The following is a 12,698-nucleotide window of genomic DNA, read 5'->3' as shown; positions in this document are numbered from 1 at the left end:
ATAACCCGATATAGCGATTCAAGCTGAGCTCAGAACCACATCATATTTGTATATCGCGAAATACCGATTTATATTTCGCCCCATCGCGATATAACGCTACACACACCACGAGCCCAACCATGCCTCTCGATCTCGACGAAATAATAAAAGCCCTGGCCCACCCAGTACGGCGAGAAATCCTCAACTGGCTGAAGGACCCCGACGCGCAGTTCCCCGACCAGCACCACAGCACCGAACACGGTGTGTGTGCCGGGCAGATCGATCAACGCTGCGGCCTGTCGCAGTCGACCGTCTCCGCCCACCTGGCGACCTTGCAGCGCGCGGGCCTGATCAGCAGCCAGAAGATTGGCCAGTGGCATTTTTTCAAACGCAACGAGGAAACCATCCAGGCCTTCCTCAAGCAGATGAGCCAAGAGCTCTGACAAGGACCTTGCAATGCCCCTTTCGCTGATAATCCTGGCGCTCAGCGCCTTCGCCATCGGTACCACCGAGTTCGTCATCATGGGTCTGCTGCCCGATGTGGCGGCAGACCTGGGGGTATCGATTCCCGGCGCCGGCTGGCTGGTCACCGGTTACGCCCTGGGCGTGGCCATCGGTGCGCCGTTCATGGCCCTGGCCACCTCGCGCCTGCCGCGCAAAGCGGCGCTGATTGCGCTGATGGGCGTGTTCATCGTCGGCAACCTGCTGTGTGCGGTGGCCAGCGACTACAACCTGCTGATGTTCGCCCGGGTGGTGACCGCCCTGTGCCACGGTGCCTTCTTTGGTATCGGTTCGGTGGTGGCGGCAAGCCTGGTGCCGGCCAACCGCCGTGCCTCGGCGGTCGCCTTGATGTTCACCGGCCTGACCCTGGCGAACGTGCTGGGTGTGCCGCTGGGTACCGCGCTGGGTCAGGAATACGGCTGGCGCTCGACCTTCTGGGCGGTAACCGTGATCGGCGTGATTGCCTTGATCGGCCTGATCCGCTTCCTGCCGTTCCGGCATGACGAAGAAAAACTCGACATGCGCGCCGAACTGGCTGCGCTCAAAGGCGCCGGCATCTGGCTGTCGCTGTCGATGACCGTGCTGTTCTCGGCCTCGATGTTCGCCCTGTTCACTTATGTCGCGCCGCTGCTGGGTGATGTTACCGGGGTGTCGCCACGAGGCGTGACCTGGACCCTGCTGCTGATCGGCGTGGGCCTGACCCTGGGCAACATCCTCGGTGGCAAGCTTGCCGACAAGCGCCTGGGCGCCACCCTGATCGGCGTGTTCGCCAGCATGGCGGTAGTCTCTACCGTACTGAGCTGGACCAGCGTTGCGCTGATTCCGGCGGAAATCACCCTGTTCCTCTGGGCCACTGCAGCGTTTGCCGCCGTCCCCGCCCTGCAGGTCAACGTGGTGACCTTCGGCAAGGCTGCCCCGAACCTGGTCTCGACCCTGAACATCGGCGCGTTCAACCTGGGCAACGCCCTCGGCGCCTGGGTCGGCGGCACCGTCATCGCCCAGGGCCTGGGCCTGACCCGCGTGCCCCTGGCCGCCGCAGCGCTGGCGGTACTGGCGCTGATCGTCACCCTGATCACTTTCAGCCAGGGCGGTAACAAAGCCGAACTGGCACCTGCCACTCACTGATAGGCCTTGAGGTACATATGACGACTCTTTTCGATCCGATCACCCTCGGCGACCTCGACCTGCCGAACCGCATCATCATGGCCCCGCTGACCCGTTGCCGCGCCGATGAAGGCCGGGTGCCCAACGCACTGATGGCCGAGTACTACGTACAACGGGCCAGTGCCGGGCTGATCCTCAGCGAAGCCACCTCGGTCACGCCGATGGGCGTGGGCTACCCGGACACCCCGGGCATCTGGTCGAACGATCAGGTGCGTGGCTGGACCAACGTGACCAAGGCGGTGCATGGCGCCGGCGGGCGGATTTTCCTGCAACTGTGGCATGTGGGGCGTATCTCGCACCCCAGCTACCTCAATGGTGAAGCCCCGGTCGCGCCGAGCGCCATCCAGCCGAAAGGCCATGTCAGTCTGGTGCGTCCATTGGCCGACTACCCAACCCCGCGTGCGCTGGAAAGCGCAGAAATCGCCGACATCGTCGAGGCCTACCGCACCGGTGCCGAGAACGCCAAGGCGGCTGGTTTCGATGGCGTCGAAGTGCATGCCGCCAACGGTTACCTGATCGACCAGTTCCTGCAGAGCAGCACCAACCAGCGCAATGACCAGTACGGTGGTTCGCTGGAGAACCGTGCACGGCTACTGCTGGAAGTGACTGACGCGGTGATCGAAGTCTGGGGCGCGCAAAGGGTTGGCGTGCACCTGGCGCCACGGGCCGATGCCCATGACATGGGCGATGCCAACCGTGCCGATACCTTCACCTATGTGGCCCGGGAACTGGGCAAGCGCGGTATTGCCTTTATCTGCTCGCGGGAGAAGGAAGCGGACGACAGCATTGGCGCGCTGATCAAGCAAGCCTTTGGCGGCCCTTATATCGTCAACGAGCGCTTCACCAAAGCCAGCGCCAATGCTTCGCTGGCCAGTGGCAAAGCCGATGCAGTGGCCTTCGGTATCCCGTTCATTGCCAACCCGGACCTGCCGGCGCGGCTGGCGGCGGATGCACCGCTGAACGAGCCGCACCCGGAGACCTTCTATGCCAAGGGGCCGGTGGGTTATATCGATTATCCGCGGATGTAAACCTTGGGGCTGCCTTGCAGCCCATCGCCGGCAAGGCCAGCTCCCACAAAGTCCGCTGCAAGCAGATCCAGTGTGGGAGCTGGCCTTGCCGGCGATGGGCCGCAACAGCGACCCTGTTTAGCGCCGATCAAGGCCGGGCGTTGATCTGCTGTTGCAGGTTCTGCACCTGGCTTTGCAAGGTATTGATGTTTCGAGTCACCTGGCCACGAAACGCATCGAACTCCGCCGTTGACGCACCGCCACTGGCCGCAGGCGCCGGGCGGTTCTCCTGCTCGCTCTTGAGCACGATCAGGTCCTGCTCCAGGCGCTGGATCGCCGCCGTCGGGTTGCCCTGCTTCTTCAACGCCGTCACCTCAGCGTTCAGGCTCTTGAGCTCACCATCAAGCTTGCCGCCATCCACCTGGGCCGTCTTCAATGCAGCCAGCTCGTCGTTCACCCGCTTGAGCTGAGCCTGCAGCTGTTCCTGCAACTTGGCATTGGCCGCCTGTTGCTCACTGGCCTGAGCCAGTACCAGTTCCAGGCGTTTGCCCAGATCGCCGGTCTGCCCGGCCACACCTTGCTGTTGCTTACCCTGCTCGGTCAGGCTCGCCTGCAGTTGCTTGATCTGCAGCTTCAGGGCCTCGCTGTCGGTGCTGACGCTGGTCTCGCTGGCCGCAACCTTACCGCTGATCGCCTGCAGGCGCCCCGCCGCGTCTTCACTGATGCGGGCAAAGCTCTCCTGGGTGGCAACCAGTTGCTGCTCCATCAGGGAAATCTGTTGAAAACTCCACCAGCCAAGGCCGGCCAGGGCAATGAACGAGGCGCCGAGCAATGCCCACAGCGGGCCAGTATTTGCCGCCTTCGGTACAGCGCGCGGAGCCGATGCATGGCCACGTCGCGCACCCGCTACCGGTACGAAATCATCGTCATCACGGCTACCGGCGGTCAAGGTCGGCACGTTATCGAAATCATCTGGAGCATCGTTACGCATGGGATCCCTTCAACCACGGTGATAGCAAATGGTCAGTAGTATAAAGCCTGATCAGCGCACTGATCGACCGCAAAGCCTTGATCCGGTTCAGTCCTTGCCGGACGGAAGGTCCTGGGCTTTCCACCAGCCGCAGAACTCATCCAGCGCCGACCACAGGCTGACACTGGGGCGGTAATCAAGAAACTGCCGGGCGCGGCTGATGTCGAGGGTGAAGTCCTTGCTCATCACCTGCATCCCCAGGCGCGACAGGGTCGGTTGCGGGCGGCCCGGCCAGAGCAGGCAGGCGCCTTCGTTCAAGGCGGCAAGGCTGTAGGCGAGGCCGTAGGAACGGTAGCGGGTAACCTGCGGAAGGTGCATTTGCCGCATCACGTAATTGACCACATCCCACAATGGCAAAGGGTGACCATTGCTGATGTTGTAGGCCTGGCCCAGCGCTGCCTCGTCGGCGAGCAAGGCACTGACCAACGCCTCGTTGAGGTTCTGCACGCTGGTGAAATCGACCTTGTTCAGGCCATTGCCGATGATTGCCAGGCGCCGCTTGCGCTGCATCTGCAGCAAGCGCGGGAAGATACTCACGTCGCCCGCGCCGGTGACGAAGCGTGGACGCAAGGCCAGCACTTCGAGACCGAACTCCTGGGCCCCAAAGACCTTCTGCTCGGCCAGGTACTTGGTCGCCCCGTAATGATCATGGAAGCGCCGCGGCACCTGGTCTTCAGTGATACCCAGCTGCGAGCGGCCATTGAAGTAGATCGATGGCGACGACAGGTGCACCAACCGCCGCACATGCTCCTTCAAACAAGCCTCGACAACGTTTTCAGTGACCGCCACGTTGCCTTGATAGAAGTCCTGGTATCGCCCCCAGTTACCCACCGCACCGGCACAATGCACCACCGCCTCGACGCCCTGGCACAGGCGCCGGGCCAGGTCCGGGTCGTTCAGGTCACCCGGGATGAACTGCGCGCCGCGCCGCACCAGGTGCTCGACGCCTTCGGCGCGTCGGCCGTTGACCCGAACGTCAAAGCCCTGCTCCAGGGCAAAGCGCGCAAAGCGCCCGCCAATGAAGCCGCTCGCGCCGGTGACCAGAATTCGCATGTAGCACTCCGCCTAAAACAGGTTTTTCAGATACTGCTGACGCCGCCAGGGCCTACAAGGGCACCAGCCACTGCCCGGCTGTGAGGCGCAGGTGTTCCGTCAGTTGGCCGAGCAACTGCCCGCCATTGCGCCAATGATGCCAGTACAAGGGCACGTCGATGGGTTTATCCGCTGATATTTCTACCAGACGCCCGCTGGCCAGCTGATCGCGTACCTGCAGTTCCGGCACCAGGCCCCAACCCAGGCCTGCCTCGGTCATGCGCAAAAAGCCTTCGGAAGAGGGACACAGGTGATGAAGGAAACCGTCCTGAATACCCAGGGAAGCCAGATAACGATGCTGGAGAAAATCATCCGGTCCGAACACCAGCGCCGGGGTGCGCGACAAGCGGGCGGCATCGAAGCCCGCTGGAAAGTAGCGGGCCATGAACGCCGGGCTGGCCAGGGCCCGATAGCGCATGGCGCCGAGCAACAGGCTGCGTGCGCCTGCCACCGGGCGTTCGCTGCCACACAGGCAGGCGGCCACTTCACCGGCGCGCATGCGCTTGAGGCCGACTTCCTGGTCTTCCACGACCAGGTCCAGCAGCACTTGCTGATCGGCACAAAACTCACCCACCGCTCCTGCCCACCAGGTCGCCAGGCTGTCGGCGTTCAGGGCAATGCGCAGACGCTCGGGCATGCCCTCCTCGTCCAGCGACGGCACCTGACTTTGCAGGTCGCGTTCGAGCAGGCGCACCTGCTGTACATGGTTGAGCAAGCGCCGGCCGACATCGGTGGGGCTCGGCGGATTGGCGCGCACCAGCACCGGCTGGCCGACCCGCGCCTCGAGCAGCTTGATGCGCTGGGAAATCGCCGACTGCGACAAACCCAGCACCTGGGCGGCGCGCTCGAAGCCGGCCTGCTCGACAACGGCAGCGAGGGCTGAAAGCAGTTTGTAATCGAACATTATTTTTCCTAATGCCTGATCAGCTTTATTTGTTTTTCTTATACAGATGAAATCCCCACAATGGCCAGCATCTTCTTTGTGTTTGCGCCCGCGCCCTGCGGGTGTCTGCGGAGTCTTCCCTATGTGGCAAAGCTACCTGAACGGCCTGCTGGTCGCCTTCGGCCTGATCATGGCGATCGGCACACAAAACGCCTTTGTCCTGGCGCAAAGCCTGCGCCGTGAACATCACCTGCCGGTGGCGGCGCTGTGCGTGGTCTGCGATGCCATCCTGGTGGCGGCCGGGGTATTCGGCCTGGCCACGGTGCTGGCGCAGAACCCGACCCTGCTGGCAGTGGCGCGCTGGGGCGGCGCGGTGTTTCTGATCTGGTACGGCGGCAAGGCCCTGCTGCGCGCCTGCTCGCAACAGAGCCTGCATCAGGGTGAGGGCCAGGGCCTGCGCTCGCGCCGGGCGGTGCTGCTCAGCGCCCTGGCGGTGACCCTGCTCAACCCGCATGTGTACCTCGATACCGTATTGTTGATCGGCTCCCTGGGTGCCCAGCAAACCGTGCCCGGCGCCTACGTGGCCGGTGCCGCCAGCGCCTCGCTGCTGTGGTTCTTCACCCTGGCCCTGGGCGCCGCCTGGCTGGCACCGTGGCTGGCGCGACCAGGCACCTGGCGGCTGCTCGACCTGATGGTGGCGGTGATGATGTTTGCCGTGGCGGCACAGTTGATCTTTACCTGAGGCGCCGCTCGTCCGGCACCGGCAAAGGCTCTGGAACCTCTTTCCCGTACACTTGTTGCGTGGTTAAGCACCGGGCCCGGTGCTATGATCCAGCCCTTGCGTCGCAAAGAGTACAAACTCGCCGACGCACACCGGCCGCCCGTGATCGGCCTTGCGCTCACCGCAACAGACCTGATTAGGAGAATCACCATGGCTTTTGAATTGCCGCCGCTGCCTTACGCCCACGACGCCCTGCAGCCGCACATTTCCAAGGAAACCCTGGAATACCACCACGACAAGCACCACAACACCTATGTCGTGAACCTGAACAACCTGGTGCCAGGCACCGAGTTCGAAGGCAAAACCCTGGAAGAGATCGTCAAGACCTCCTCGGGCGGTATCTTCAACAACGCCGCTCAGGTCTGGAACCACACCTTCTACTGGAACTGCCTGGCGCCAAACGCTGGCGGCCAACCAACCGGCGCCCTGGCTGAAGCCATCAACGCCGCGTTCGGTTCCTTCGACAAGTTCAAGGAAGAGTTCACCAAGACTTCGGTCGGCACCTTCGGTTCCGGTTGGGGCTGGCTGGTGAAAAAAGCCGACGGTTCCCTGGCCCTGGCCAGCACCATCGGCGCCGGCAACCCGCTGACCAGCGGCGACACCCCGCTGCTGACCTGCGACGTCTGGGAACACGCCTACTACATCGACTACCGCAACCTGCGTCCGAAGTACGTCGAGGCGTTCTGGAACCTGGTCAACTGGAAGTTCGTGGCCGAGCATTTCGAAGGCAAGACCTTCACTGCCTGAGCCGGCTGCTGATCGATACGTTGCACAAGGTATCGAGCGACCGAAAAGCCCACCCTAGCGGTGGGCTTTTTTATGGGCGCCTTCGCTGCAACATTTTTCATCCTATTCACGCGCCGTGTATCTTGCCGCGCACGCAGAGCGCGCTAACATCAAACGTTGGGAAACTCGTTCCCACGGATTAAAGTCGCGAGGCCGGGCAACCGATACAGTGACGGCAGGTAGCCAACCTGCTCCGGGTGCAAAAAAAGCGCCCTCGCGGAGCTGGAGAAGTCCTGTTGACGGCCGATAGTGGATTGCCAAGTTTGATGGCAAAATGATGCCATGCGCATGGATTAAGGAAACCCCATTGAAGCTGGAACTCAAGAACAGCTTATCGGTCAAGTTGCTCAGGGTAGTACTGCTCTCGGCGTTGGTCGTCGGTGTAGTTCTCAGTTGTGCGCAGATCGTCTTCGATGTCTACAAGACCCGCCAGGCCGTCGCCAATGACGCTCAACGGATCCTCGACATGTTCCGTGACCCTTCGACCCAGGCGGTGTACAGCCTCGACAAGGAAATGGGCATGCAGGTCATGGAGGGCTTGTTCCAGGACGAATCCGTGCGCATGGCCGCCATCGGCCATCCCAACGAAACCATGCTGGCGGAAAAATCCCGCCCGCTGCAGGAAGTTTCCAGCCGCTGGTTAACCGACCTGATTCTCGGCCAGGAACGTAGCTTCACCACCCAACTGGTCGGCCGTGGCCCCTATAGCGAATATTACGGCGACCTGAGCATCACCCTCGACACCGCCGCATATGGCGAGGGCTTCCTGGTCAGTTCGGTGATCATCTTCATTTCCGGCGTGCTGCGCGCCCTGGCCATGGGCCTGGTGCTGTACCTGGTCTATCACTGGATGCTGACCAAGCCGCTGTCGAAGATCATCGAGCACCTCACCCAGATCAACCCCGACCGTCCCAGCCAGCATCAACTGCCGCTGATCAAGGGCCACGAAAAGAACGAGCTGGGCCTGTGGGTCAATACCGCCAACCAGCTGCTGGCGTCGATCGAGCGCAACACCCACCTGCGCCACGAAGCCGAGAACAGCCTGTTGCGCATGGCCCAGTACGACTTCCTCACCGGCCTGCCCAACCGCCAGCAACTGCAGCAGCAACTGGACAAGATCCTCGTCGACGCCGGCCGCCTGCAACGCCGGGTAGCGGTGCTGTGCGTCGGCCTGGACGACTTCAAGGGCATCAACGAGCAGTTCAGCTACCAGGCCGGCGACCAGTTGCTGCTGGCCCTGGCCGATCGCCTGCGTGCCCACAGTGGCCGGCTTGGCGCCCTGGCGCGCCTGGGCGGCGACCAGTTCGCCCTGGTCCAGGCCGATATCGAGCAGCCCTACGAAGCTGCCGAGCTGGCCCAGAGCATTCTTGATGATCTCGAGGCGCCGTTCGCCCTCGACCATCAGGAAATCCGCCTGCGTGCCACCATCGGCATCACCCTGTTCCCCGAGGACGGCGACTGCACCGAGAAGCTGCTGCAAAAGGCCGAACAGACCATGACGCTGGCCAAGGCCCGCTCGCGCAACCGTTATCAGTTCTACATTGCCAGCGTCGACAGCGAGATGCGCCGCCGTCGCGAACTGGAAAAAGACTTGCGCGAAGCCCTGCCGCGCAACCAGCTGTTTCTGGTCTATCAGCCACAGATCAGCTACCGCGACCATCGCGTGGTCGGTGTGGAAGCGCTGCTGCGCTGGCAGCATCCGGAACTGGGCATGGTTCCGCCGGACCAGTTCATCCCCCTGGCCGAGCAGAACGGCAACATCATCACCATCGGCGAGTGGGTGCTCGACCAGGCCTGCCGGCAACTGCGCGACTGGCACGACCAGGGCTTCAGCGAACTGCGCATGGCGGTCAACCTGTCGACCGTGCAACTGCACCACAACGAGCTGCCGCGGGTGGTCAACAACCTGCTGCAGATCTACCGCCTGCCACCGCGCAGCCTGGAGCTGGAAGTCACCGAAACCGGCCTGATGGAAGACATCAGCACCGCCGCCCAGCACCTGCTGAGCCTGCGCCGCTCCGGGGCGCTGATCGCCATTGACGACTTCGGTACCGGCTACTCATCGCTCAGCTACCTGAAGTCGCTGCCGCTGGACAAGATCAAGATCGACAAGAGTTTCGTCCAGGACCTGCTCGATGACGACGACGATGCCACCATCGTTCGCGCCATCATCCAGCTGGGCAAGAGCCTGGGCATGCAGGTCATTGCCGAGGGTGTCGAGACAGCTGAACAAGAGGCCTACATCATCGCCCAGGGTTGCCACGAAGGTCAGGGCTATCACTACAGCAAACCGCTGCCTGCCCGGGAGTTGACCGCGTTCCTCAAGCAGGCGCAGCGCAACCAGGTTTCGATTCTGTAACCCCTGTTCGCATTGCCCGAAGGGGTGGAAACACGCATTTGAATATTTACGTGACTGCCCCTTTACACAAAATGCAAATCTTTCGCATTATGTTGCAGTTTTGCGTGCCCCGGTACGCCTGTCCAACCTCTCGACGCAGGAATTCGCCATGATTCGTATGCCTCTGGCCACCGCCAGTCTGTTGGCCATTGCCATCTCTCTCGCCGGTTGCGGCGACAGCAAGGACAAGGACAAGGCCGCCGCACCGCAAGCCCCGGCTGCCACCTCCTCGGCTGCCGCACCGGCCGCCGCTGGCGCCGTCGACGAGGCAGCGGCAAAAGCCGTGGTCAAGCATTACGCCGACATGGTCCATGCCGTCTACAGCGACTCGCTGAGCACCGCCAAGACCCTGCAAACCGCCATCGATGCCTTCCTCGCCAAGCCCAACGATGAAACCCTGAACGCCGCCAAGGCCGCCTGGGTCGCTGCCCGTGTGCCGTACCTGCAGAGCGAAGTGTTCCGCTTCGGCAACACCATCATCGACGACTGGGAAGGTCAGGTGAACGCCTGGCCGCTGGACGAAGGCCTGATCGACTACGTCGACAAGAGCTACGAGCATGCCCTGGGCAACCCTGGCGCCACCGCCAACATCATCGCCAACACGCAAGTGCAGGTCGGCGAAGACAAGGTTGACGTCAAGGACATCACCCCGGAGAAACTGGCCAGCCTGAACGAGCTGGGCGGCTCCGAAGCCAACGTTGCCACCGGTTACCATGCCATCGAATTCCTGCTCTGGGGCCAGGACCTCAACGGCACCGGCCCAGGCGCTGGCGCTCGTCCTGCTTCCGACTACCTCGAAGGCAAGGGCGCTACCGGTGGCCACAATGAACGCCGTCGCGCTTACCTGAAAGCCGTGACCCAACTGCTGGTCAACGACCTCGAAGAAATGGTCGGCAACTGGGCGCCGAACGTCGCCACCAACTACCGCGCCACCCTCGAAGCCGAGCCGGTTGCCGACGGCCTGCGCAAAATGCTGTTCGGCATGGGCAGCCTGTCGCTGGGCGAACTGGCTGGCGAGCGCATGAAGGTTTCCCTGGAGGCCAACTCGCCTGAAGACGAGCAGGACTGCTTCAGCGACAACACCCACAACTCGCACTTCTACGACGCCAAAGGCATCCGCAACGTCTACCTGGGCGAGTACACCCGCACCGACGGCACCAAGCTGACCGGCCCGAGCCTGTCGTCGCTGGTGGCCAAGGTCGACGCGGCCACCGACACCACCCTCAAGGCCGACCTGGAAGCGACCGAAGCCAAGATCCAGGTCATGGTCGACCACGCGGCCAAAGGCGAGCACTACGACCAGCTGATCGCAGCCGACAATGCTGCCGGCAACCAGATCGTGCGTGACGCCATCGCCGCCCTGGTCAAGCAGACCGGTGCAATCGAACAGGCGTCGAGCAAACTGGGCATCGCCAACCTGGCGCCAGACACCGCCGATCACGAGTTCTGATTCAGCGGCGGTTTAAAAAGGCGACCTTCGGGTCGCCTTTTTTATGCGCATCATCGCGGGCTAGCCCGCTACCACCTGTAGGAGCGGGCTTGCCCCGCGATAGATTTCATCCAGCAAACGCAAATCCCTCTTATTCAATTACCCTGAGCCTGCTAAGCTTGCACGCCGGTTTTTTGCCCAAGCCCCAGGATTATTGATGTCCTCGTTGCTTCCCCGCCTCAGTCCCCTGCTTCTGGCCGTCCTTCTGGCCGGTTGCGACGACGCACCGCGTTTCACCCAGGCCGAGCCCGGTGAAGCGCTGGCCGGTGGCAAGGCGACGGTGAACAAGCGCGACCAGAACGCCTATTCCATGCCTTCGGCGAACCTGCCGCCGAGCCGGCGCCTGGACTTCAGTGTCGGCAACAGCTTCTTCCGCAGCCCCTGGGTGATCGCGCCGTCGACCACCACCGCCCGCGACGGCCTGGGCCCGCTGTTCAATACCAATGCCTGCCAGAACTGCCACATCAAGGACGGCCGCGGCCACCCGCCCGGGCCCACCGCCGCCAACTCGGTGTCGATGCTGGTGCGCCTGTCGATCCCGGATCAGCCGCAGTACGCCAAGGTCATCGAGCAACTGGGCATCGTTCCGGAGCCGGTGTATGGCGGTCAGTTTCAGGACATGGCAGTGCCCGGTGTCGCCCCCGAGGGCAAGGTCAGGGTCGAATACGACCCGGTAGCCGTGGCCTTCAAGGACGGCACTCAGGTCGAGCTGCGCCAGCCCAGGTTGCAAATCAGTCAACTGGGCTACGGTCCGATGCATCCGGACACGCGCTTTTCCGCCCGCGTCGCCCCGCCGATGATCGGCCTGGGCCTGCTCGAGGCCATCCCCGAGGCGGCGATCCTGGCCAATGCCGACCCCGATGACCGCAACGGCGACGGTATCCGTGGTCGCGCCAACCGGGTCTGGGATGATGCCCTGGGCAAGACCGTGGTCGGCCGCTTCGGCTGGAAGGCCGGGCAACCGAACCTCAACCAACAGAATGTCCACGCGTTTTCCGGCGACATGGGCCTGACCACCAGCCTGCGGCCGATGGACGATTGCACCCCGGCGCAGACCGACTGCCTCAACGCCCCCAACGGCAACGGCGCCAATGGCGAGCAGGAGGTCAGCGACAACATCCTGCGCCTGGTGCTGTTCTACACCCGCAACCTGGCGGTGCCGGTGCGCAAGGACGTCGACTCGCCCCAGGTGCTGGCCGGCAAGAACTTGTTCCACCAGGCCGGCTGCCAGAGCTGCCACACCCCGCAATTCACCACCGCCAGCAACGCCGCCGAGCCGGAGCTGGCCAACCAGCTGATCCGCCCCTACAGCGACCTGCTGCTGCACGACATGGGCCCGGGCCTGGCCGACAACCGCAGCGAGTTCGCCGCCAGCGGCCAGGACTGGCGCACCCCGCCACTGTGGGGCATCGGCTTGAACGAGACCGTCAGCGGTCACACCCAGTTTCTCCACGATGGCCGCGCCCGCAGCCTGCTCGAAGCCGTGCTCTGGCATGGCGGCGAGGCCGAAGCGGCCAAGCAGTACGTACTGACCTTCAATGCCGAGCAGCGCGCCGCGTTGCTGGCCTTCCTGAATTCACTTTAAGCA

General features: G+C 63.1%; 11 protein-coding genes. 8 read left to right on the top strand and 3 right to left on the bottom strand.

Annotated elements, in window-relative coordinates; all coding sequences use genetic code 11:
* Positions 1-119: 119 nt before the first annotated feature.
* Genes JV241A_RS04505 through JV241A_RS04495 form a run of 3 tightly spaced genes read left to right on the top strand, consistent with a single transcriptional unit; the run spans position 120 to position 2,672 of the window.
* Positions 120-422, top strand: coding sequence for a helix-turn-helix transcriptional regulator (locus JV241A_RS04505; RefSeq protein ID WP_028943335.1), 303 nt, complete (start codon positions 120-122; stop codon positions 420-422).
* A gap of 13 nt (positions 423-435) precedes the next feature.
* The gene (locus tag JV241A_RS04500; protein ID WP_115085471.1) at positions 436-1,605 is read left to right on the top strand and encodes an MFS transporter; all 1,170 of its coding nucleotides are present in this window, start codon (positions 436-438) and stop codon (positions 1,603-1,605) included.
* Positions 1,606-1,622: 17 nt separating this feature from the next.
* Positions 1,623-2,672, top strand: a complete 1,050-nt coding sequence (locus JV241A_RS04495; protein WP_134061443.1) for an alkene reductase — start codon at positions 1,623-1,625, stop codon at positions 2,670-2,672.
* Between the two features lie 127 nt (positions 2,673-2,799).
* Here JV241A_RS04495 and JV241A_RS04490 read toward each other — a convergent pair whose 3' ends face one another.
* The 3 genes from JV241A_RS04490 to JV241A_RS04480 form a co-directional block, all read right to left on the bottom strand.
* Positions 2,800-3,642 carry an ATPase gene (locus JV241A_RS04490; protein ID WP_115085469.1) on the bottom strand — a complete coding sequence of 281 codons (843 nt, stop codon included), beginning with the start codon at positions 3,640-3,642 and terminating at the stop codon, positions 2,800-2,802.
* Between the two features lie 87 nt (positions 3,643-3,729).
* Positions 3,730-4,734, bottom strand: coding sequence for an NAD(P)-dependent oxidoreductase (locus JV241A_RS04485; RefSeq protein ID WP_115085468.1), 1,005 nt, complete (start codon positions 4,732-4,734; stop codon positions 3,730-3,732).
* 52 nt (positions 4,735-4,786) lie between these two features.
* Positions 4,787-5,677, bottom strand: coding sequence for a LysR family transcriptional regulator ArgP (locus JV241A_RS04480; RefSeq protein ID WP_134061442.1), 891 nt, complete (start codon positions 5,675-5,677; stop codon positions 4,787-4,789).
* Positions 5,678-5,798: 121 nt separating this feature from the next.
* Between JV241A_RS04480 and JV241A_RS04475 the strand changes: the two genes are divergently transcribed.
* From JV241A_RS04475 to JV241A_RS04455, 5 genes are all read left to right on the top strand, one after another.
* Positions 5,799-6,398: a LysE/ArgO family amino acid transporter gene (locus JV241A_RS04475; RefSeq protein ID WP_115085466.1), complete on the top strand. Its 600-nt coding sequence runs from the start codon at positions 5,799-5,801 to the stop codon at positions 6,396-6,398.
* Between the two features lie 189 nt (positions 6,399-6,587).
* The gene (locus JV241A_RS04470; protein WP_134061441.1) at positions 6,588-7,184 is read left to right on the top strand and encodes a Fe-Mn family superoxide dismutase; all 597 of its coding nucleotides are present in this window, start codon (positions 6,588-6,590) and stop codon (positions 7,182-7,184) included.
* Between the two features lie 346 nt (positions 7,185-7,530).
* Positions 7,531-9,582 carry a bifunctional diguanylate cyclase/phosphodiesterase gene (locus JV241A_RS04465; protein WP_134061440.1) on the top strand — a complete coding sequence of 684 codons (2,052 nt, stop codon included), beginning with the start codon at positions 7,531-7,533 and terminating at the stop codon, positions 9,580-9,582.
* A gap of 148 nt (positions 9,583-9,730) precedes the next feature.
* Positions 9,731-11,071 carry an imelysin family protein gene (locus JV241A_RS04460; RefSeq protein WP_115085464.1) on the top strand — a complete coding sequence of 447 codons (1,341 nt, stop codon included), beginning with the start codon at positions 9,731-9,733 and terminating at the stop codon, positions 11,069-11,071.
* Positions 11,072-11,267: 196 nt separating this feature from the next.
* On the top strand, positions 11,268-12,695 hold the full coding sequence (locus tag JV241A_RS04455; protein ID WP_134061439.1) for a di-heme oxidoredictase family protein: 1,428 nt from the start codon (positions 11,268-11,270) through the stop codon (positions 12,693-12,695).
* The last annotated feature ends 3 nt before the right edge of the window (positions 12,696-12,698 follow it).

It is taken from the genome of Pseudomonas sp. JV241A (assembly GCF_900275665.1).
Taxonomy (GTDB): domain Bacteria; phylum Pseudomonadota; class Gammaproteobacteria; order Pseudomonadales; family Pseudomonadaceae; genus Aquipseudomonas; species Aquipseudomonas wadenswilerensis.
Note: the sequence above shows the minus strand (reverse complement) of the source record. Positions and strands in the feature narration are given on the sequence as shown.

Coding starts and splice junctions, on each gene's coding strand:
- JV241A_RS04505 (WP_028943335.1), top strand. CDS start 120: ATGCCTCTCGATCTCGACGAAATAATAAAAGCCCTGGCCCACCCAGTA.
- JV241A_RS04500 (WP_115085471.1), top strand. CDS start 436: ATGCCCCTTTCGCTGATAATCCTGGCGCTCAGCGCCTTCGCCATCGGT.
- JV241A_RS04495 (WP_134061443.1), top strand. CDS start 1,623: ATGACGACTCTTTTCGATCCGATCACCCTCGGCGACCTCGACCTGCCG.
- JV241A_RS04490 (WP_115085469.1), bottom strand. CDS start 3,642: ATGCGTAACGATGCTCCAGATGATTTCGATAACGTGCCGACCTTGACC.
- JV241A_RS04485 (WP_115085468.1), bottom strand. CDS start 4,734: ATGCGAATTCTGGTCACCGGCGCGAGCGGCTTCATTGGCGGGCGCTTT.
- JV241A_RS04480 (WP_134061442.1), bottom strand. CDS start 5,677: ATGTTCGATTACAAACTGCTTTCAGCCCTCGCTGCCGTTGTCGAGCAG.
- JV241A_RS04475 (WP_115085466.1), top strand. CDS start 5,799: ATGTGGCAAAGCTACCTGAACGGCCTGCTGGTCGCCTTCGGCCTGATC.
- JV241A_RS04470 (WP_134061441.1), top strand. CDS start 6,588: ATGGCTTTTGAATTGCCGCCGCTGCCTTACGCCCACGACGCCCTGCAG.
- JV241A_RS04460 (WP_115085464.1), top strand. CDS start 9,731: ATGATTCGTATGCCTCTGGCCACCGCCAGTCTGTTGGCCATTGCCATC.
- JV241A_RS04455 (WP_134061439.1), top strand. CDS start 11,268: ATGTCCTCGTTGCTTCCCCGCCTCAGTCCCCTGCTTCTGGCCGTCCTT.